We start from the raw sequence: 21241 nt of genomic DNA, 5'->3' as shown, positions 1-21241 counted from the left end.
GGGGTGTTGGACATGCGTAAATGGCAACGGCAATTAACCCGGCTGGTGATTGGGCTCCTAGTTGGCCTGAGCATCCTCAATATTGGCGTTTCCGCTCAGGCAGCCAGTACCGCACCGCAAACGCCGACGTCACCCCCAACGTCGATTCTGGGCATCAACTTAGCCGGGGGCTTCACGCAGGAGCCCATCGACTCTAACCACATTTCCGGCGACACTGTCACGCTGTCCGCCAAGGGGACCCGGAACATTTTGGAAGCTCTGACCAACCCCTTTGGCAGTCGGAAATACGTCTGGTGGGAATCCACGGACGGCGGCAACACCTACAGTAAGGTCGGCTCGAACAGCACGACCTATACGTTTACCGCCCCCCAAGTCAGTGGCGTCACCCACCTGTACTTTCAATGTCAATACGACTTTACCGGCATCGGCCTGTTCTACAACGAATGGTCGCGGATCGCCGATGTCATCATCATGCCCGACCGGGTGCCTACGACCAGTATCAAAGTCACGGCCGACAGCACCGCGTTGTACAACGGTGAAATCACGACGGTTCACGCGACCGTCACGCCCAGCACCGCGACCGACCCCATCACCTGGACCAGCAGTAATCCGTCGCTGGCCTCGGTCGATGAATACGGGAACGTCGTCGCGGCCGATACCTCAAGCAACACCGATGGTCTGGCCAACGACCACGGCATCGTCACGATTACCGGGTCCAGTAACGGCAAAAAAGATTCCGTCAAAATCATGGTTGGGACGCTACAAAACGTCACCGTTAAGGAAGGCAGCGACGCCACGTTTACCCTCAGAGATTTACCAGAGGGCATGACCGTTTCCAATTGGTACCGCGTTGAGGACGGCACCGCCACGGCCCTGGACTCGACGGACACCAGTTACACCGTCAACAGTGCTTCCGTGGCCGGCGATAACGGGACCTCGTACTACGCCACGCTGAATTACACGTTAAACGGGAGTACTAAATCGGTTACCACCAACTCAGCGCTCCTGACCGTGGAAAAGACCGGCCTGCTATCCCTGACGGCGGTGCCGAACTTTAATTTCGGCGGAATTGACGCCGCCACGCTGTGCCAAGGCGACGCGACCCTGGACAACATGGATGTCGCCAGCAATGGCAGTAACTACGATGGCAACAACAACGGCTCACTGACCGTCACCGACAGTCGCGAGACCGGCGGCGACTGGACGCTCACGGCGACCCTGCCCCAATTCACACTAGGTGGAACGGATAGTGGTCACCTGGGCGCAACCACGCTCGACATTTACGACCCCGCCGACCGGCTGGACCAGAACGTGCCGGCCAATAATGAAGCCACCACGATTTACACTTCCAGCGATTACGACGGCCAGGACTTTGACGTCACCGATAGTCAGCTGTTGTTGAGCCAAGATCCATTGGTGACGGCGGGCGACTACCAGAGCACCGTCACCTGGACCCTCTCCGTCGCCCCAAGCTAGCTTGCCTGTCAGTCTGACTGTCTTAGTGAAAAATTCGCGGTAACTGTTCGTTCCCGCCGGCGGGCTCAAACCGCCCTGCTATGGGGTCGGTTCCAGCCTGAGAAGCGGGCTTCCACCTCGATTTTGAGCCAAAGTCCGGTCTCAAAAGTCGTCCCGTGGGCTAGACTGGGAAAGGACCCCAGCCAAGACCACCGACACAGCTGGGCAGTTTGGCCCGCCTCTGGTCACTGATGGCGACCGCGCTTTTTACTGACCGCTTGGCTGACAGGTTGCTTACTTTGGTACACGTACTGTACTGGGCTGGTCTATCCCGAAGTGTATTTGGTTGGACTGGCCCTGCTTAGATTTGTTGTTGGTCTGTCTATTTGGACTTGACCGACTAGTTATTCTTTCACATCTCACAAAAATACTGAGTCCTCAATGCCGAGAACCCAGTATTTTTGTGTGGTCACCCGATTACGGCTACCGCCGATTTCCACCGCTACGCCTTATCTGAGAATTTATCAGAAAAATTTCAGGCAAACCCCAGTGCAGTCGTTTGGCCCATCAGCTATGATAGGTTCATGGATAGCGATACCGTTTCAAACGCAAGTCGCTACCAACTTCAAACGACCTGACTGTAGTCTTTGAAACTGGAGGAACTCCACATGAAAAATATGAATACCGAAAACAACTCTAACTTGAATCAATTCATCCAACAAGCGGTTTCAGAACACCATCCCGTCACGCTGCATGCAACTGACACCGATGCAACGGCCATCCTGGTCAATCAGGAAGACTGGGCCACGGCCCAAGCCATCATCCGCGCCTCCATCGGCCGGGATGTGCCGTACCTGATGGCTTAAGCTCACCGCGCTATTCAGGCGCTGTCACATACTGTATCCCCTACACAAATTTCTGAATAGCGCAAAAAGACGCGACTAACCTTCCGCATGGCGTTAGTCGCGTCTTTTGCTATCTGCTTTGAACCTATCTAAAATCGTAAAATTTGTTTTTAATGGTCGTTCCCGCCGGCGGGCTCAAACCGCCCTGCTATGGGGTCGGTTCCAGCCGAAGGGCGGGCTTCCACCTCGATTTTGAGCCAAGGGGCGGTCTCAAAAGTCGTCCCGTGGGCTAGGCTGAGTAAAAACCTCAGCCAAGACCACCGACACAGCTGGGCAGTTTGGCCCGCCTCTGGTCACTGACAGGAATCAGCTATTTTACCAGCCACTAGGACCAACACCACATGACTACTGACTGTTGCCACCAACAACTACCATGGGCAGGTGGGGGTCTGGTTCTAACACCAACTGCCAGTCAGAACTCAACCAAGAGCCGGAGGAAGCCAGGACGGAGACGGCTGTGTCGAGGCTGTTAGTCGGCGTTTTGAGCCGGCTTACAGCCTGGGACGACTTTGGAAACTCGCGAACTTCAGCGAGGTTTCAAATCGAGGTGGGAGCCCGCCCCTCAGGCGGAAACCGGCCCCACAGCAGGCGTAGTCCTGGAAGCCGCAGGCGGCCAATCATCCACAATCCCGCCCTAAACGACCCAAACAAGTGTAAAAAGGCTAAGCCACAGTAACCTGCATCCGGCCGTTGCGCTTGGAGTGGTACAAGTTCTGGTCCACGCGGTTGTAGAAATCAATCGGCGACTGGTCATCCCCAGAAACCGCCGAGACCCCCACGGAAATGGTCACGTGAATAATGGTCTGCGCGGAGTGAATTTCCAAATGGTTCACCGCGGTAAAAATCTGTTTGACGATGTGCTCGGTCTCAGCCAAATCATACCCTGGGAAGAGGATGTTAAATTCCTCGCCCCCGGTCCGGTAGAGTTTGACCGTCGAGTCATTGGCCTCTAGCACGGTCTGAACCGTGTCGGTGACCTGTTGCAAGACGGCATCCCCCGCCGAATGGCCGTAGGTATCGTTGATGTGTTTGAAATGATCGATATCAAACATCATCATGGCCAGCGGCCGGCGACTGTTCTGGTGCTCGTCAAACAGGTACTGGATAGCATCCGTATAAGCCGCAAAGTTTTCCGTCTTGGTCAAGGCGTCGTGACTGGCAAACTTGGCCAGCCGTAATTTTAACTCGACATCGTGAGACAGCATGGATACGTAAATATAGAGTAACACCTCAAAAATGATCAGGTAGGCCCACTCTTCCCAGAATGTCATCCAGGTGAAATCAACCTTCAGTTTCATCCACAGCCACAGTAGGCCCCCAAATGGGATACCGACTGCCATGTACAGCACTGGCGCCATCTTGTGATTGTGATAACGCACCCGGATCACATTTAACGTGATGAAGAACGTCATCATCGTGGCCGCGTGCCCCCACGACTCCCAGTAGCCCAGCGACCCGTTGAACGTCATGTACGCCAACAGAATCGGGAAGAACCAATAGTACGGGATGTGAATATTTAAGAAATACGCACAGAAAATAACGGCAATCAACTGAAAATTCATGAACTCCCAGGAATTTGGCTGCCCCACTACGAAGGTCTGAATGCCAAATGCAAAGGCCACCATGTACGCGATACCGTACCACGTGTTGATGGATTCCTCTGAAACTTTTAAACAGTGGTTCCGCGCCCAGGAGGCAATCCAGTTATATGAGACCCAATAGAGCGTGAAAACCCCTAAAACAAAGAACACACTGGTGATAAATGGCGGCACTTGCCAATGAGACCACGTCATGGCGAAACCCTCTTCTTTTCTAAATTTTTTTACGTGAATAGCCAGCGCCACGCTTGGCCCTGGTTTTAACAATTGTTAACTTCGCCTCCGGGCCGGTGAAAACTGAGCCGGAACGCGGGTTGATGCTTGCCGTTCCCGGCGGTGGGCTCAAAGCGCCCTGCTGTGGGGTCGGTTCCAGCCTGAGAAGCTGGCTTCCACCTCAACTTTGTGCCTGAGAATCGGTCACAAAGGTTGCCCCATGGGCTAAGTAGCAAAGGACGCTACTAAGACCATCGACACAGCTGGGCACTTTGGCCCGCCTCTGGTCACTAACATCGACCTGCACGGCTCAGTTTCACCAGCCCTGCGGCTGACACTGGTTTAAACCATAAACGGTGGCTGGTTTTCACCCTACCATCGTCTGTTCGGTGTGTCTTGGTCGCTTTACTCAGCAACTGACACGGCTTTAAACCGTAGCCACATAACTAGTTTAACGACCACGTAGCACTGATTAAAGGGGTCATTTACGCTTAGTTGCGGGGAATTGATACCCAACACCTCTGCTAAATGACCCAATTAGTTGTCTACACAGTCAATTTATTACCACTTAATTGACTGTGTCCAATATTAAGCCATTTATTACGGGAAAACTATCACCAGAATGGCCAAAGTGCTGAATTATGTAAACAATTCTACTAAGCGTCTTAATATAACTATTAACTAATTGTCCTAAAACACAAAAAGACCGGTTCATAATCAACCGGTCTTCGTGGTTTATTTGACTGAAAAACTTGTGTTGACCTCGAGCGAACGCAACCCGTTCGGCCCAGGCCTGACCTTATTCCTTGGATAGATAGTGCTTGGGGGCAGTCGCCAAATCACTGACGTGGCCCGTGTACAAGTACCCAGCTAACTGGCGCGGCTGGTCGGCCGCTGGCCAATCAACTTGCTCACGTTGGCTTTCCTGAAAGCCCTGCTGGCGGTAGAAACGCCCCACGCGTTCTGCCGCAGTAAATAAGTACACCTTATCAACCGGTGCTGTATCCCAATACTCAGCAACCGTTTGAACCAGTTGGTGGCCAATACCCAGGTTTTGATACTCCGGGTCGACCATCAACAGCACGATTTCCCCCAAGAACTCGTGCCGCTGGAGGCTAGACAAGAGATGGTCATCAATCGTGCCTCGCTCGCGTAATTGCCGCAACAATTGCCAGCCCCCCGGCCGAACGGCTAAAGCCGTCTTGGCCACTGCCAGTTGCCACAGATCATATGCGCGTTCCTTCTTGCGGTACTTGGTATCCGCCAAGATGGCCCCCACCACCTGGTGCTCCCACACGGCGACCCGGACGTAGTTCTGTTGCGTCAAGCACGTCCGCAAGTAGACCCGCGCCGCCGATTCATTTAATCCCCGATTAGTTTGATTGAATTGCCAGAGTTGACCCACAATTTCCGCCAACGCTGGCACGTCTGCGTAGTGGAGCTCCCGAATTTGTAACGGACTCAGCATGATTGGCTGCCCCCTTTCTGGCGTCGTGTCTGTCCCCACAGTCCGGCGCCCATTTTAAATTTTCCGTACTACTCCAATAACCATTAACCTGCTTCTATTCTGCTTACTCCTAGCCTCTGCTGTGTTGCTCCCCCGCAGATGGTGCCGGGATGATGCTTCCCCCGTTAATCAAAAACCCCTTCCTGATTAACTGTGACTCATTCTACACAGTTTAGTGAAGGGGCTCTATCTATTTAAAAAGAAACTTTGCTGAGAATTTCTCAGAAACGCCCACTCACCGCGGCAGGGTCACTTCAAACACGCTTCCCCGCGGCTGATTATCCTTCACCACGATGTCGCCGTGACTGAGGGTGACCAGTTGATGGACGATGGCCAGGCCTAACCCGTTGCCGGCCACGCTGTTGCGCACGTTGCTGGTCCGATAAAAGCGGCCGAAGATCAAGGCCTTCTGGTCGTCCGGCACGCCCATCCCCAGGTCCGCCACAGCCACCGTCAGCTGCTTGCCCACGGCCGCCAGCGTAATCGTGATGGGCGTGTCTGTCGGCGAATATTTCTGTGCGTTGTTCAACAGGCTCGTGAGGATCTGCGTGAGACTGTCCGCATTGACCTGCGCCGTCACGTGATGTTGGACGTTTAAAATGACCTCGCGCCCCATCGACGTGCCGTAATTTGCCGCCGTCTCCGTCACCAATTGGCTCAGATCCACGCTGGCCGTGGTCAGCTCTAGCTGATTAGCCCGCGATAGCTTTAGCAAACTTTCCACCAACCGTTGCATCCGCTCGGACTCCTGGTCAATGAACTGCAGGGCCGTCGGAATCACCTCGGGATGCGCCGTGCCGCGCCGTTTGACCATGGACACGTACCCGCGAATTGTGGCGATAGGCGTTTTCAATTCGTGCGAGGCATTGGCCACGAAACGTCGGTCGGCCTGTTCCTGCTCGCTCAGCGAATGCAGCAGGAGGTTGAACTCGACCGTTAAGTCGTGAACTTCCTGGGGCGATGCCGGCACCGGTAACTGCCGTTGATAATTTTCCGAAATGTCCTGGTTGATGGCCTTGGTCGTGCCGGTCAGCTCAACCAGCGGGCGGTTCAGTTGCCGCGCCAACAGGTAAATGAACCAGGTCCCAATCAGTAGGAACGCCAGCGAAATCAAGAGAATCAGTTTCACCAGTAATAAGAGTAAATCGGTGACGTCGTTGAGTTTTAACCAGACGTCGTAGCGCACGGTCGGGTCCCGTTTATCCGTGGCGATGTCGGACGCCCGCACGTGATAATACAGCCCCGACTTCTCTAGGTAACCGAAGTTGGGCGTCACCTGGTGCACGGTTTCGTGGGCTTTGGTCCGCAAGAACCGTTGCGTGTTGGGCGAATAGAGGTGCTTAGTCGGCTTGCCAGGTTTAGTGACACTGATCCGGATAAAAGTGGTCCGCTTGTCGGCCCAGCTACTCATCCGCCACCAGTACCAGTCATCGCGGTTGGCCACGAAGGTCCGCTTCAGCCCGCGCACGATGCCCAACGCCTGTTGCCGCTGGACCTCGGCCTGCTTGACCCCGACCACGGAAATGATGACGCCCCCCAGGATTACGGTAATTCCCAGCAGAAGGAGCGCGTACACCTTGGTGATTCGCGCCGCGCTGGTATTAAAGAGCGTTTTCTTCATCAGCGGCACCCAGTTTGTAACCCACGCCCCGAATCGTTTGAATCATCTGGCTGGCAACACTTTCCTTTAATTTATTGCGTAAATAGCGGACGTAAACGTCGACGATGTTGACCTGCCCGTCGAAATTGGTGCCCCACACGGCGTCCAGTAGGTCGTCACGGGTCAGGACCTCACCCGGATGCTGCATGAACGTCAGGAGTAAATCGAACTCGCGTTGGGTCAACTGAATCTCGGCGTCGGCCGCAAAGACCTGGCGCGTCTTGGTGTCCAACGCCAGTGGCCCCACGTGGAATTTCTTATCGTTGATATTTTTCACGACGTTGCGCCGCAAGATCACGCGAATCCGCGCGAGCAATTCCTCGGTGTCAAACGGCTTAGTGATGTAGTCATCGGCGCCGGCATCCAGGCCGGAAACCTTGTCGCCGACGTAATCCCGGGCGGTCATCATGATCACCGGAACGTCGTAGTGCCGCCGAATCTTCCGCAGCACCCCCAGCCCGTCAATACCAGGCAACATCCAATCCAAAATAATCAGTGAAATTTCACTCTGATGGGCCGCAAACTGCGTCAGGGCGTCTTCCCCACTGGCACACGGAATGACGGTGTAGTCCTCAAACGCCAGCTCGGCGCTCAAGAGCGTCCGTAGCCCCTCTTCATCCTCGACTAATAAAATGGTTACGTTCATGTGTGGTCTCCCCCTTAAACATCCCTAGTTGTTCTTAATCGCTACTAGCCAACCAACAACTTGCACGATAGGTCGCGCGCCTCATCAATTAACTAATTGAAAGGTCTTCGCTTTAATTAACCTCAAGTGCGGGTGATTTCATTTTAGCATGGTTTCTTCCCTAACTTAGGCGGCTTAACCAAATTCTAAGCTTTACGACGCCGGCTCAAGACCATTCCACCGCAAAATTATTGATACCACCCTCTGTCCAGATAGGCTATAATGGGACATATCTAAACAACGATACAATGTATACATTTGGTGCTGGTCAGATTCAAGGGTCGCCAGCCCACCAGCCACCAAGATGGAAATAGCCGTCATCAATCCACCACACACTTACTACTGACTCGGGAAGGCAAAGGGTCGTAAAAATTAACGACCGTGTCAGTGACCAGAGGCGGGCCAAATTGCCCGGCTGTGTCGATGGCGTTAGCTGAGGTTTCTCACTCAGCTTAGGCCATGGGACAACCTTTGAGACCGCTCTTCGGCTCAAAGTTGAGGTGGAAGCCCGCCCTTTGGCTGGAACCGGCCCCATAGCAGGGCGGTTTGAGACCGCCGCCTGTAACGGCAACATCAATCACGCAACTGCGGCTGACTCGGAGTTCCACGGCATTGTAAAAATAAGCGACCGTGTCAGTGACCAGAGGCGGGCCAAACTGCCCGGCTGTGTCGATGGCGTTAGCTGAGGTTTCCCACTCAGCTTAGGCCATGGGACAACCTTTGAGACCGCTCTTCGGCTCAAAGTTGAGGTGGAAGCCCGCCCTTTGGCTGGAACCGGCCCCACAGCAGGGCGGTTTGAGCCCGCCGCCGGGAACGAAAACGTCAATCAGTTTATTTTTTGAAAGGAGGTTGGGCCTATGCGGGTCACCCTAAAAAACATCACACTAACCTACGACCAGCAGCCGCCCATCCTCACCAACTTTGACTGCCAGGTTCCAGACGGCCAGCTGACGGCGCTCCTGGGCCCCAGTGGCAGTGGCAAGTCCACCCTCTTAAACCTGATAGCCGGTCTGTTAACACCCAGCGCCGGTCAGATTATTTTTGACCAGACCGACGTGACCGCCACGGACAGTCGGCACCGCAACATTGGCATGGTCTTCCAGGATTATGCGCTATACCCGCACCTGACCGTCCGCGATAACATTGGCTTCCCGTAAAAAATGGCCCACGTCAAAAAGGCCGCCCGCTACCAACGCGTGGCCGAACTGGCCGAGTTGGTTCAGGTGACCGATCAGCTGACGAAATTCCCCCAAGAACTCTCCGGCGGCCAGCAACAACGGGTCGCCATCGCCCGGGCCCTAGCCAAGCAACCCAGCCTCTTATTGTTGGACGAACCGCTGTCGAGCCTGGACGCCACGCTCCGCGAAGAACTCCGCGGCGTCATCCGCCAGATTCAACGCACGACCGGCGTGACCACGGTCCTGGTGACCCATGATCAGGAGGACGCGCTCCAGGTAGCCGACCAGATCATGGTCCTCGCCAACGGCCGTCTACAACAGGTCGGCACCGGCCGCGGCCTTTACCAGCACCCCACCAACCTGACCGTGGCCCAATTCATTGGCCGGCCCCGGATCAACGTGGTGCCGCTAAACGGCCGACCAGCCCCACGTGATCGCTACCGTGACCCAGCAGATTCAACTGGGCCGCGACGTCCAAACCCATTTACAAACGGCGCTGGGTCCGCTCGTCAGCACCGCCATCCCCACGACAACCGCCGCAACGATTGCCGTCACGCTGGTCCCGACCGGCTGTACGCTCTTCGCCGCCGATGGCCACAGTCTCGAGGGAGGTGACCGCGATGCTTAACCAAACACCGACCGCCAAATCCACGCTCAAGGCCCTGCTCTACCTGGCACCCTTGTTGGTGCTCACCGCGATCTTCATCCTCTGGCCGCTACTGAACGCGTTTCTCATCAGCCTATATACCAAATACAACTACTATACCGGCCACGTCAGCGCCATGGGCTGGGCCAACTTTGGCTACCTCTGGCACGACCCGACCTTTCACCTAGCCGCACGTAACACCTTACTGTTAGTCCTGGTCGTCGTGCCCGTATCGGTGGCTTTGGCCCTCGCCATTGCGCTGGGCATCAACCAGATTCCGCGGCTCGCTGGCTTTTTTCAAACGGTGTACTTCCTACCGTTCGTCACGTCGACGGTGGCCATTGGTCTGGTCTGGAACTGGATCTTCCGGCTAGACGGCGGCCTGCTCAACCGACTCCTGGACCTCCTACATATCCCCGCCATTGACTGGCTCAACGACCCGCACTACTCGCTGGGCGCGCTGATTATCGTCTGCATCTGGCAGGGGCTGGGTTTCAATATTATTTTATTTCTCGCCGGTCTGAACCACATTGACCACCGCTTTGCCCGAGCGGCTGAACTGGACGGTGCCAGCGATTGGCAGCGGTTCACCAACGTGACCTGGCCGCTGCTGATGCCCATCACCATTCTGGTCATCATCAACACCAGCATCACCAATTTCAAGGTATTCGACCAGGTCTATGCGCTCTTTCACGGTGCCGCGGGACCGGGGGACGCCGACCTCACCCTGATGGTCTACCTCTATCAAAAATTTTACGTCGAAAATCAAATGGCGGTCGCCGCAGCTTGTGGCGTCGTGCTCTTTCTGTGTGTGAGCGCCCTGACCCTGATCACGGTCGGCTACTTCCACCACCGGCAACGTCAGTTAGGGGGGCGGTAACGTGGCCCATCCCATTCGCACCACCCTCTGGTATCTCCTGCTAACGGCGGGCGCCATCCTGACTCTCCTGCCCTTTGGCTGGATGGTCCTCACTAGCCTCCAACCGGCCGCAACAACACTGACTGTGACCACGACCTGGCTGCCCAAATCTCTCCGGTGGCTCAACTACTGGCACGTTTGGCAGGCGGCCCCCTTTGCGCGTTACTGCCTGAATTCCTTGCTGGTGACCGTTGCCACCACGGCAGGCGAGCTGTTTACCAGCCTACTGGCGGCGTTTGCCTTCACCCATCTGCGTTTCTACGGGCAGCGGTGGCTGTTCGCGCTCATGGTGGCACTGATGCTGGTCCCCAGTGAGCTCCTGATCATTCCCAACTTTATCACCCTGGCCCATTTCCACTGGATCAACACCTACGCTGCGCTCATCGTGCCGTGGCTGGCCAGTCCCTTTATGCTGGTTGCCCTTCATCAAGCCTTCAAGGCCCAACCGCAAACGCTGTACCTGGCCGCGCGGCTGGACGGTGCCAGCGACTGGCAATACCTCTGGCACGTGCTGGTGCCCACCAACCGGCCCATCATCACGGCCGTGGCGCTTCTCCAGGTCATCGGCTCCTGGAACGCCTTCATGTGGCCACTCATCGTCACTAACACTGACGCGTTACGCACGTTGCCGGTAGGCCTGATGACCTTCACCGGCGACCAAGGCACCAACTACCCGCTCCTGATGGCCGCCTCCGTTTGCGTCATTTTGCCGTTATTCATTCTCTATCTTGCTTGTCAAAAATACTTAATTCTCGGGGTGACTGCATCCCGGTTGAAAGGCTGATCACATGAAACGTCACTTCCGTCTGCTCCTAAGTCTCACCGCGATCCTGGCTGTGGGGGCGCTGGCCGCCTGTTCTGGTAAGCCGACCAGTAGCCGCCAGTCCACTCATAAACGGGTCACTCTAACCTTTTGGCACGGCATGACTGGCACCAACCAACAAACACTTAATGGTTTAGTTCGCGATTTTAACCAGTCACAGTCTAAATACACCGTCGTTGCCAGTGGCCAGGGCAACTTCGCCAACGTCCAGCAGAAAATCATGGCCGCCGCCAAGTCCGATACCCTGCCAACCATCGCCCAGACCACGTATACCAACGTACCCGACTACGTGCATGGTCAATTTATCGTGCCACTAAACGGTTATTTGTCGAAACGCACCATGGCCCGTATTGACCCCAATCTCCGGCAGGTCAGTTACTACCGTGGACAAACGTACGCCATGCCATTTTCCAAATCCATCGGCCTGTTATTCTACAACCGCGACCTGCTCAAGCAGACCCACACGGCCGTACCCCGCTCCTGGGAGGCGCTCCAGCGTGATGCCACTCGGGTCAAGGCTCAGGGGCTGACTGGGCTGGCGCTGAACCAGAATTTCAGTGCCGAATGGGACACCCTGACCTCTCAGGCGGGTACGCCGCTGATGACGCCGCGGCCGAAGCTCACGAGTCCCAAGATGCTTGCGGCGACGCACGTGGTCTACGACATGTTAAAGGCCAAGACGGCCACCACGGCGGGGACGGACGGCTACGGCAACGTGCAATTCTTCAAGGGCAAAACGCTCTTCTACAGTGGCTCCTCGGCCGCGATTGGTGTGCTCCAAACCAGTACACCCAAGGGTTTTCACTGGGGAACGGCGCCGCTACCCAGCTATCGGGGCAACCGCCACGTCAGCGCCATTCAGGGGAATGACTTAGTTATGTTCAAATCAGCCTCCCCAGCCCAACGCCGCGGGGCTGCGGCCTTCATGACCTACCTGCTGGGCCAGAAACAGACGCTCAAATGGGCTAAGGCCACCGGCTACCTGCCGCTGACCACCCAGGCCCTGAAGAGTCGCGACTACCGGCGTTACCTGACCAAGCACCCGGCGGCCAAGGCGACCGTGCAGTCGTTGCCCCACGCTTCACCGGACCCGACCTTCTACGGTTACACGGCTTATCTGAACGCGGTGAACCAAGCGTCTGACCAGCTGAGCGCCGGTTCCACGACGCCAGAAAAAGCTCTGAAACAGCTCCAGCAACAACGCGCGAAACAGTTACGGGCACAGTAGCCTTTGTGTTAGTGAAAACTGAGCCAGGACACAGTGGTGATTGCCGTTCTCGGCGGCGGGCTCAAAGCGCCCTGCTGTGGGGCCGGTTCCAGCCTGAGAAACGGGCTTCCACCTCAACTTTGTGCCTGAGAAGCGGTCACAAAGGTTGTCCCATGCTCTAGGCTGAGAAAGAACCCCAGCCAAGACCATCGACACAGCTGGTCACTTTGGCCCGCCTCTGGTCACTGACATCGACCACCGTGGCTCAGTTTCACTAGCTCTGCGGCTGACATGGCGTTGGTCCGTAGCTGGTTCGCTACTGTTGTGGACGGTTTGTGACCTTGTGTCTGGTTCTAAAACTTAACTAGTTGTACTAAAAAGACGTTACGTGTTATCTGTTGTTAGCAGATAACACGTAACGTCTTTTCCATATTCAAAATAATAGATAGCTTACTTAATTGACGACTAAAATAGGCTAATTTGCAATACCTTCCCAAAAACCATAGGCCGTATAGGAAACCACATTGATATGCTTAAATGGCCCCGTCTTACCACCCTTGTCGACTTTCTTTTTCACCGCTGCACCAAATTGCTTCTTCACAATTGGATCAATTGTCCGATAAAACTTGCGGTTCTTCAAGGCGTCCTTTCGCTTGTTAACGGCCATCCCAAACGGGTTAGAACCAAAATAGGCCTTTTGGACTGAGGATTTTTTAGTTCTAGTGAAGATTGTTAAGCTAGTCCCATGTTGTTGTTCATTGTATTGGATTAAAACTGGCTTGCCCTTAATTGTCGTCCGCCGAACCGTACTTATTCCCGTGCCATTCAACAGATATAGCGTCTGCTTACGAACCTTCTTGCCGCTTAATCGATATGGCGTAAAGTATTGTTGACTGGCAGCACTATAGCTATTATGGTCCAAAGCATGCCGATAAGTTGAGATATCAAACTTCTTCGCACTCGCCTTGATTTTGCGACCCTTCCCCTTGTAGCTGGTATACCAAGTTCCCCGAAACGCCTTAGGTAAGCTTGCCAGTTTGTGGGTCTTCACCGCAGCACTAGCGGTTTCTGGTGTCTGACCAATCCCGCTGACCACTAAGCCCAAGCTCGCCGCCACCAAGGCTGCGCCAATCATTTTCGTTAACCGATTCATCATTGTTTCCTCCTCAAATGACTTCACCTAGTCCGATACCAGATGATGGGTTCAGTATACAAAATGGTGGCGTCACAGTTTGTCGTTTGGGAAAAACGTAAGTAAAAACGCTACATGTTATCTGTTGTTAGCAGATACGTGTAGCGCTATTTGTGCATCTAAAACACTAGGTAGCTTATCTATTTGGTATCAAGCACGATACGTACACCCTGAGCCCCGACCACGGACATCTAATCAACACGACGTGAAAAATCGGCGACCGATGTCAGTGACCAGAGGCGGGCCAAACTGCCCAGCTGTGTCGATGGCGTTAGCTGAGGTTTCTCACTCAGCTTAGGCCATGGGGCAACCTTTGAGACCGCCTTTTGGCTCAAAGTTGAGGTGGAAGCCCGCTTCTCAGACTGGAACCGACCCCACAGCAGGGCGGTTTGAGCCCGCCGTCGGGAACAGCAGATCTTAATGCAACCATCCCAAAGAATGGCCATCAGCTACCCGACCACGAATAAATCGAGGAAAATATCAGTGACCAGAGGCGAATCAAGGTTCCCTGCTGTGTCGATGTTCTTAGTTGAGCGGTCTATTCTCAACTTAGAACATGGGCCGACCTTGGAAACTCGCGGTCTTTAGCGAGGTTTCAAGGCGAGGCGGAAGACCGCCCCTCAGGCTGGAGCCGTGCCCCATAGCAGGGAACCTTGAATTCGCCGCCGGGAACGAATGATTTTTCACTCGTATTGATTCAGTGCGTGGTGGAGCTCGGACTTGATGCGGTCGACCAGCGACAGCGGCGACAACACCTTCAGCCCCGCGCCCTGACTCATCAGCCACAGTAAGGCCCCGTCAACTTTAACGAAGGCCTCAATTACGACACTGCCATCCGCGTTTTGCTTGACGACCCGTGAGCCAGGAAAGTGGTCCAGCGCCGTTTGCACATAGTTCCGGTACTCGAAACGAATCTGCGTCAGTGCCCCCGAATCTATCAAATAGGTATAGTTGCGGTGTTCCTGCAGGGAAAAACGTTCGGCGTAGTCGAGGTGGTCTCCCGGTAGCGTATCTAAAATGTCCCCCATCCGGTCCAGACGGTAGAGCCAGTAACCGTGGTGCTCTTCGCTCATCATGGCAACGTAGAAATAGTAGGTCTCGAAGAACAAGGCCACCGGCTGGGCGTGGTGAACCTGCAGTTGAGAATTGTTGTGGCTGCTGCCACGGTAGGTGAAGACCATTTTCTCCGTGCGGACGATACTGGCCGCGACCTCCCGCAACCGGTGTAGCAACGGCTTGGCGCGGGATAACGGCACGTAACTGCCCCGCGACAAAATTAATTGTTGCCGGACCACCGCCTGCATCACCGGTGACAGGCTACTGCTGATGTAATCCAAGGTCGCCGTCAGCTCGTCTTGGTCTAACGCGCGGGACCCCAACAGAATGTTGCTCATCGTTAAAACCATTTCCACGTCGGTCTCTTCACTCCGGCGAGCCAGGCGATAGGTGCCATCGTGTTCCACCAGGTCGCCCGCCGCATACTCCGACAACGCCCTGCGCACGTACGAAAAGTCCCGCTGACACGTCCGTCGACTGATATGATATTTTGCTTCCAAATCGCTCTGCTTCAGCGTTTCCCCGGACATTAACTGCACCATGAGCTCTGCAATTCGTTGATTACTCTGCACGTGCCGTCACCCCGCTTTCTGCCAATCTCGTTAACCCTCATTATACCAGCAACCTTCAAAAAACTTACAACCAAATTAAAAGCGGCCACCCCGTAGAGTCGCCGCCTTCGTTTACTAATCGAATTGAATGAGCACTTTACCCTTAGGACGGCCATTTGCGACCAAGTCCAAGGCCTTGTTAATGTCGGTTAAATGGAACACCGTGGGGTCAATGGCGGGTTCAATCTGATTCTCTTCGACCACCCGCGTGATTTCCCACAATTGTTCGCCATCGCTGCGCACGAAGATGAATCGGTAATCGGCACCCACGCTGGCCGCTTGCTTATCGAAGTTGCGGCCGGCTAGGGCAAACAACGCCGTCTTCCACCAAGATAACTGGTGGTCCTTGGCAAACTGGCGGTTAGGCCCCATCCGTAGGGACAGCACGCGGCCACCGGGCTTCAAGATCTGCAGTTCATGGGCAAATTCCTTCTGCCCAAGCGTGTCGATCACGTAGTCGACTGACGATAACTTTTCCCAGTAATTTTCTTGACGGAAATCAAAGTAATTCGTCGCCCCCAACGCCATAACGCCCTCTCTGGACTCGGCATTACCACTAACGCTGACTTCCAGTCCCATTTGCTTGGCTAACGGAATGGCCATTTGACCAAAGGAACCGGAACCACCCGGGATCATCACGGATTGACCGGACTTGGCGCCCAGCTCTTCGTGAAGCCCTTGGTAGGCGGTTAATCCGGTCAACGGTACGGCCGCCGCGTGGGCAAAATCGAGGGTCTTGGCCATTGGCGCTAACGCTGCTTGGTCCACGGCCACGTATTCAGCGAAACCGCCCTGTTGTGGCAAGGGTAACCGGGCGTAAACGGCATCGCCAACCTGATAATCGTCGACGTTGACCCCAACGCCCATCACTTCACCGGAGATTTCATTCCCCATCGTAACTGGCATCTGGTAGTTTTGAATCAGCTTAACGCTCCCGGTACCGATCAACATCTCTAAGGGATTCACGGCCGCATAGCGCACCTTGACCAACACCTCATTGGCGCTGGGCGTGGGTGTTGGAACGTCCCGCACCACGAGTTTGAATTGCTTGTCATACTTGTCTAATTGGGCTGCTTGCATGTTATTGGCTCCTCCCCGACCTTGGTCGGTATCTTTAGTTTATTGTCTTTTGTTTTGGTGAAAATGGATTGGCTCTATCTGTTCGTTCCCGGCGGCGGGCTCATTTTCACCATCCCAGCAGTATTCCGTGCTCGGTTCTGACCATTAAAATTCTAATCAGTCACACGCACATCACTCACCGGTAACTTCTTAGTAAGAATAAATCATTTAGTAACAAAAGTCAAATAAAGTAACTTACTGGCATTTTGTGTTACACTAGAAGAAATACCAAATAAAGGAGTTAGGACTCGTGACGCTTGCGTTCAGTCCGTTATGATTATGGCTAAAATTACCCGCGAAAAAATTCTGGCGACCGCTGAAACACTAATCACCGCGAACCAACAACCGGCTGTTACCTTAGATCAAATTGCCCAACAGCTCGATGTGACCCACGCGGCCATCTACAAGCACTTCGCCAACAAGCAAGCGCTTTGGGAGGCCGTGGCCGCCGCCTGGTTCCAACGCACCATCATTGATCAGATTCCGTTACCCTCAACCGGCACGCCAGCTGAACGGCTTCACGATTGGCTGTGGGCGTTTGCCAATGCGAAGAAGCACGCCTACAACGACCACCCCCAAATGTTTGCCCTCAACACCCGCTACATCGACAGCAATCCGACCGCCCTGCGCGCCGTTTTGACCAGCGCCTACGTAGTGATCGACACCATCATGGGTTACGATGACGTGCATCACGAGCGGGCCGAAACCATTCTGTCAGCCTTTTCCGTCTTTGCCCTCCCCACCTTCAAGGACACCTGGAACGACGATGACTACGCCGCCCGCTTTGAAGCGCTCTGGCACTTGATTGTCCGGGGACTCTAATTTACTTTAATTTCTTTCAAACGTTACGCAAAAAATCCGCAACCAGTTGGCTACGGATTTTTCTATTGCATTCATTTTCTTAGTACTTTACGGAACTATAGTGCTTAATTTTTGTTCTAAACATAGCCGTTGTCCCGTCCTGAACTAAACATTTCTTGTATTTTCCTTTAACCTTAGCTTTTCCCCACGCATAAAAATCAGTTGCCGCAATGTGCTTATGCATCTGGAAAGTATATGTATATTTTCCCCCGGATTTACCATGAACATTATCTATATGATGTAAGACCACCTTATAACTACCGCTTTGATAAGTAAACGTGTACTTGGTCAAATGGATTTTTTCCCAAGCTTTTATATCTTTGTCATATCCATACCAAGTCCCACGCATTTTCACTGGAGTCGTATGCGTAACTGCAGCCTTTGCAGGTGTAGCTTCTGATAGCGTTGATACCATTGCAACGGGAAGCAATGCTATTAAGGCCATAGTAAATAAACGTTTTTTCATGAAAAAAGTTCTCCCTCCTAAAGATCGGCTTAAATTAATTATAAGTCTTATACATTTTAATTCAACGAACGCTAAAATACAGGCTGCGGATTTTCCATTTCCAAGCCAATAAAAAAGGCCAACCCATCACTGGATTGACCTTTCATCACACCACCCACGAACAAGTCGCAAGTCATGCGTTTAAGTTTTGATTTAACTAAAGAATTACTTCTTCAGTGGGGTCCATGCCCACTTAGTGAATTCTTCAATATCGCGACCTTCGTCACGGGTAACCTTGAAATGCTTAGCTAAGATGTCATCCATCTTCTTGTCGAAGGCCTTACCGGCGGCTTCGTCAATAACACCCTTGGCAATCAAGGTGTTAACAGCATCCTTGGCTTGGTGGAAACGGTCAAGTTCGGAGTATACACGCATGTCGTAAGCAGTCGTGATATCACCATCTTCACGGTAACCATGAACGTGTAAGCCTAAGTGTTGACGTTCGTAGAAGAATGATTCGATCAAGTCTTCGTAACCGTGGAAACCAAAGACAACAGGAGTCCCGGATTCGCCGAAGAATGAACTGAATTCAGCATCGCTCAAAGCACGTTCGTCGTTAAGAGGCCCGTTCTTCTTTTGCAGACGTTCTAATTCAACCACGTTGACGTAACGCATCTTAACAGCTGGGAATGCAGCATTGAGCAAGTCAATGGCAGCCAACGTTTCGATGGTTGGTTCAACACCAGCAGAAGCAAAGACGATATCAGCATCTTCGCCTTCAGCAACAGTGGAAGCCCAGTCGATAGTCTTCAAACCGGTGTTAGCCAGTTCTTCGGCTTCGGCAACGGAGAACCATTGTTGACGAGGTTGCTTGGAAGCAACGATGTGGTTAACCTTTTGACGGTCCTTGAAGGCACGGTCAAAGACAGCCAACAACGTGTTCCCATCAGCTGGCAGGTATTGGCGGATGAAGTCAGACTTCTTTTCAGCCAAGTGGGTCAGCATACCAGGGTCTTGGTGGGTGTAACCGTTATGGTCTTGTTGGAATACAGTAGAAGTAGAAACCAGGTTCAATGATGGGTAATCATTACGCCAGTCTTCTGCTGCGGCTTGACGGATCCACTTGAAGTGTTGCGTCGTCATTGAGTCGACAACCCGCAAGAATGATTCGTAAGACGTGAACACACCGGTACGACCAGTTAAGGTGTAACCTTCAAGCCAACCTTCAGCTTGGTGTTCTGATAATTGGGCATCCAAGATACGGCCTTCTGGGGCTTCGTATTGGTCATTTGGTTCCTTGACCTTACTCATCCATTGACGGTTCGTAATCTTGAACATTTCCCAAAGACGGTTAGACATCGTTTCGTCAGGTCCGAAGATCCGGAATGACGTAGGGTTCTTCGTAGCAACGCCGGCGAAGAAGGTTGACAGAACGTTCATATCCATGTTCTTGTTACCATCTGGTAACTGAGTCCCACGGTTATTTTCGTTGATGTCGTTAGCGAAGTCTTTCCAGTTAGGCAGGTCGAGCGTGTCGGCCTTGGCACCGCGAGCACGGCCACCATTGGCAACTGGGTTAGCAGCCATCCGCTTGTCGCCCTTAGGAGCGAAATCAGCGACTTCTGCCTTCAATGAACCATCAGCATTGAATAATTCAGTAGGCTTGTATGAGTTCATCCAAGCTTCGAATTCTGGTAATTCATCAAGCTTACCTTGTGCTAAGCCAAGTGGAACTTGGTGAGCACGGAAGGAGCCTTCGATTGGTTCGCCAGCTGGGTTGTGCGTAGGACCGCCCCAACCTTTAGGCAAACGAGCGATAACAACTGGCCAAGCTGGGATAGTCCCATCTTCGTACTTGCCGTTTTCGCGGGCATCCTTTTGGATTTGTTGAATATCAGCGATAGCTTGATCAAATAACTTTGCAGCTTTTTCATGGTAAGTCATGTAATCATGGATATCTTCGTTTTCAAGGAAACGTGGTGACCAGCCTAAGCCTTCGAAGAACTTAGCAATCTTGTCATCGCTCATCCGTGAGAACAGAGTTGGGTTAGAGATCTTAAACCCGTTTAAGTCAAGGATTGGTAATACGGCACCATCGTTCTTAGGGTTCAAGAATTTGATGGAGTTCCATGCAGTCATAGCAGGGCCGGTTTCAACTTCCCCATCACCAACAACAGTGAAGGCGATTTGGTCTGGGTTGTCTAAGACAGCACCAGTTGCGTGGGAAAGTGAGTAACCAAGTTCTCCACCTTCGTGAAGGGAACCAGGCGTTTGGGCAGTCATGTGGGAACCAATTCCACCAGGGAATGAGAACCGCTTGTACAGACGTGACATCCCTTCGAGGTCCTGAGTAATTTCAGGATAAGCATCCGTGTAGGTGCCGTCCAAGTAAGAGTTCGTTACCATAACTTGGCCACCGTGACCTGGACCACCGATATAGAACATGTTCAAGCCGTACTTGTTGATTAAACGGTTGGCGTGGGCGTACAGGAAAGTTTGTCCTGAGATAGTACCCCAGTGTCCGATAGGCTTAACCTTAACGTCGTCCTTTTGGATTGGTGTGTTCGTAACTGAGAACAATGGGTTGCTCTTCAGGAAGATCATACCACCGGAAAGGTACGTAGTGGCACGCCACCATGCGTCAACTTTTTCCAAGTATGACTTGGAATCGTAATCTACTGCCATGAATTCATACACTCCTTCGTGTCGTTGAGTTACATCATCTAAATCAACATCAATGATCGAGGTTAATTTCTATTCTCTTATCATACTAAACTTTCACAAAAAGTCAACCTTTTTATAAATTGGTTCGTCCCAATTATAAAATAAATTGATTTTCATGCGTGAATCCTTGGAAAAAGGCCCGCCGATTCACCCGCATTCAACTGCTGGTCACCCTTTCTCTTTGCTGACCTAACAAGCTTTCCCGCGCGCTGAAGCTAAAAATCACATTTGCGCTTAAAGTATAGCAGACTTTTAAAAAATCTCGCATTGGTTTGCTCAGCGAACGCAATTTTCATAGGAATTTCTGTTGAAAATGACTGGCTTGCGTTGCGAGCTATCATCGGCAGGCCCCCGTTTTTTTGAATCTGCCCACACGAGTCACCGATGACACGTTAGCCTGCCTCCTCACTGGAAGGCAATCGCTCAACGTGAATCGA

General features: G+C 53.1%; 15 protein-coding genes and 1 pseudogene. 7 read left to right on the top strand and 9 right to left on the bottom strand.

Annotation, left to right across the window (positions count from 1 at the left end):
• Window positions 1–12 precede the first annotated feature (12 nt).
• A complete protein-coding gene (locus ACEPST_RS07890) occupies window positions 13–1476 on the top strand; it encodes a WxL domain-containing protein (RefSeq protein ID WP_204121233.1) in 1464 nt (487 codons plus the stop codon).
• 647 nt (window positions 1477–2123) lie between these two features.
• The gene (locus tag ACEPST_RS07885) at window positions 2124–2321 is read left to right on the top strand and encodes a hypothetical protein (protein WP_204121234.1); all 198 of its coding nucleotides are present in this window, start codon (window positions 2124–2126) and stop codon (window positions 2319–2321) included.
• Between the two features lie 701 nt (window positions 2322–3022).
• On the opposite strand, the gene ACEPST_RS07880 is transcribed toward ACEPST_RS07885, so the two are convergent.
• The 4 genes from ACEPST_RS07880 to ACEPST_RS07865 form a co-directional block, all read right to left on the bottom strand.
• Window positions 3023–4153: a GGDEF domain-containing protein gene (locus tag ACEPST_RS07880; RefSeq protein WP_204121235.1), complete on the bottom strand. Its 1131-nt coding sequence runs from the start codon at window positions 4151–4153 to the stop codon at window positions 3023–3025.
• Between the two features lie 817 nt (window positions 4154–4970).
• Window positions 4971–5639, bottom strand: coding sequence for a GNAT family N-acetyltransferase (locus ACEPST_RS07875; RefSeq protein ID WP_204121236.1), 669 nt, complete (start codon window positions 5637–5639; stop codon window positions 4971–4973).
• Window positions 5640–5913: 274 nt separating this feature from the next.
• Window positions 5914–7299: a sensor histidine kinase gene (locus tag ACEPST_RS07870; protein WP_204121237.1), complete on the bottom strand. Its 1386-nt coding sequence runs from the start codon at window positions 7297–7299 to the stop codon at window positions 5914–5916.
• Window positions 7280–7984: a response regulator transcription factor gene (locus ACEPST_RS07865; RefSeq protein ID WP_203643541.1), complete on the bottom strand. Its 705-nt coding sequence runs from the start codon at window positions 7982–7984 to the stop codon at window positions 7280–7282. The genes ACEPST_RS07870 and ACEPST_RS07865 overlap by 20 nt, the downstream gene beginning before the upstream one ends.
• Window positions 7985–8880: 896 nt before the next feature.
• Between ACEPST_RS07865 and ACEPST_RS07860 the strand changes: the two are divergent.
• The 4 genes and pseudogenes from ACEPST_RS07860 to ACEPST_RS07845 all read left to right on the top strand — a co-directional run.
• Window positions 8881–9609 (top strand): annotated as a pseudogene (locus ACEPST_RS07860) (ABC transporter ATP-binding protein); the annotation flags it as partial.
• A gap of 212 nt (window positions 9610–9821) precedes the next feature.
• Window positions 9822–10727 carry a carbohydrate ABC transporter permease gene (locus ACEPST_RS07855; protein WP_204121238.1) on the top strand — a complete coding sequence of 302 codons (906 nt, stop codon included), beginning with the start codon at window positions 9822–9824 and terminating at the stop codon, window positions 10725–10727.
• 1 nt (window position 10728) lies between these two features.
• On the top strand, window positions 10729–11550 hold the full coding sequence (locus tag ACEPST_RS07850; protein WP_374706461.1) for a carbohydrate ABC transporter permease: 822 nt from the start codon (window positions 10729–10731) through the stop codon (window positions 11548–11550).
• A gap of 4 nt (window positions 11551–11554) precedes the next feature.
• Complete coding sequence (locus ACEPST_RS07845; protein ID WP_204121239.1) at window positions 11555–12817, top strand: ABC transporter substrate-binding protein; 1263 nt, start codon at window positions 11555–11557, stop codon at window positions 12815–12817.
• 454 nt (window positions 12818–13271) lie between these two features.
• On the opposite strand, the gene ACEPST_RS07840 is transcribed toward ACEPST_RS07845, so the two are convergent.
• The 3 genes from ACEPST_RS07840 to ACEPST_RS07830 form a co-directional block, all read right to left on the bottom strand.
• A complete protein-coding gene (locus tag ACEPST_RS07840) occupies window positions 13272–13949 on the bottom strand; it encodes a hypothetical protein (RefSeq protein ID WP_395425064.1) in 678 nt (225 codons plus the stop codon).
• A gap of 722 nt (window positions 13950–14671) precedes the next feature.
• Window positions 14672–15616, bottom strand: a complete 945-nt coding sequence (locus tag ACEPST_RS07835) for a helix-turn-helix transcriptional regulator (RefSeq protein ID WP_239064505.1) — start codon at window positions 15614–15616, stop codon at window positions 14672–14674.
• Window positions 15617–15730: 114 nt separating this feature from the next.
• Window positions 15731–16735, bottom strand: coding sequence for an NADP-dependent oxidoreductase (locus tag ACEPST_RS07830; RefSeq protein ID WP_395390642.1), 1005 nt, complete (start codon window positions 16733–16735; stop codon window positions 15731–15733).
• A 318-nt stretch (window positions 16736–17053) separates the two neighbouring features.
• Between ACEPST_RS07830 and ACEPST_RS07825 the strand changes: the two genes are divergently transcribed.
• A complete protein-coding gene (locus ACEPST_RS07825; protein WP_204121242.1) occupies window positions 17054–17596 on the top strand; it encodes a TetR/AcrR family transcriptional regulator in 543 nt (180 codons plus the stop codon).
• A gap of 79 nt (window positions 17597–17675) precedes the next feature.
• On the opposite strand, the gene ACEPST_RS07820 is transcribed toward ACEPST_RS07825, so the two are convergent.
• Together ACEPST_RS07820 and ACEPST_RS07815 are read right to left on the bottom strand one after the other, a co-directional pair.
• On the bottom strand, window positions 17676–18101 hold the full coding sequence (locus tag ACEPST_RS07820; RefSeq protein WP_204121243.1) for a hypothetical protein: 426 nt from the start codon (window positions 18099–18101) through the stop codon (window positions 17676–17678).
• A 204-nt stretch (window positions 18102–18305) separates the two neighbouring features.
• On the bottom strand, window positions 18306–20765 hold the full coding sequence (locus ACEPST_RS07815) for a phosphoketolase (protein WP_204121244.1): 2460 nt from the start codon (window positions 20763–20765) through the stop codon (window positions 18306–18308).
• Window positions 20766–21241: the final 476 nt, after the last annotated feature.

Origin of the sequence: Levilactobacillus sp. FUA 3915 (assembly GCF_044053135.1) — a bacterium.
Classification (GTDB): domain Bacteria; phylum Bacillota; class Bacilli; order Lactobacillales; family Lactobacillaceae; genus Levilactobacillus; species Levilactobacillus lanxiensis.
This window is presented reverse-complemented; position numbering and strand designations above follow the sequence as displayed.

Coding starts and splice junctions, on each gene's coding strand:
- ACEPST_RS07845 (WP_204121239.1), top strand. CDS start 11,555: ATGAAACGTCACTTCCGTCTGCTCCTAAGTCTCACCGCGATCCTGGCT.
- ACEPST_RS07840 (WP_395425064.1), bottom strand. CDS start 13,949: ATGAATCGGTTAACGAAAATGATTGGCGCAGCCTTGGTGGCGGCGAGC.
- ACEPST_RS07865 (WP_203643541.1), bottom strand. CDS start 7,984: ATGAACGTAACCATTTTATTAGTCGAGGATGAAGAGGGGCTACGGACG.
- ACEPST_RS07870 (WP_204121237.1), bottom strand. CDS start 7,299: ATGAAGAAAACGCTCTTTAATACCAGCGCGGCGCGAATCACCAAGGTG.
- ACEPST_RS07815 (WP_204121244.1), bottom strand. CDS start 20,765: ATGGCAGTAGATTACGATTCCAAGTCATACTTGGAAAAAGTTGACGCA.
- ACEPST_RS07825 (WP_204121242.1), top strand. CDS start 17,054: ATGGCTAAAATTACCCGCGAAAAAATTCTGGCGACCGCTGAAACACTA.
- ACEPST_RS07820 (WP_204121243.1), bottom strand. CDS start 18,101: ATGAAAAAACGTTTATTTACTATGGCCTTAATAGCATTGCTTCCCGTT.
- ACEPST_RS07885 (WP_204121234.1), top strand. CDS start 2,124: ATGAAAAATATGAATACCGAAAACAACTCTAACTTGAATCAATTCATC.
- ACEPST_RS07880 (WP_204121235.1), bottom strand. CDS start 4,153: ATGACGTGGTCTCATTGGCAAGTGCCGCCATTTATCACCAGTGTGTTC.
- ACEPST_RS07830 (WP_395390642.1), bottom strand. CDS start 16,735: ATGCAAGCAGCCCAATTAGACAAGTATGACAAGCAATTCAAACTCGTG.
- ACEPST_RS07855 (WP_204121238.1), top strand. CDS start 9,822: ATGCTTAACCAAACACCGACCGCCAAATCCACGCTCAAGGCCCTGCTC.
- ACEPST_RS07890 (WP_204121233.1), top strand. CDS start 13: ATGCGTAAATGGCAACGGCAATTAACCCGGCTGGTGATTGGGCTCCTA.
- ACEPST_RS07875 (WP_204121236.1), bottom strand. CDS start 5,639: ATGCTGAGTCCGTTACAAATTCGGGAGCTCCACTACGCAGACGTGCCA.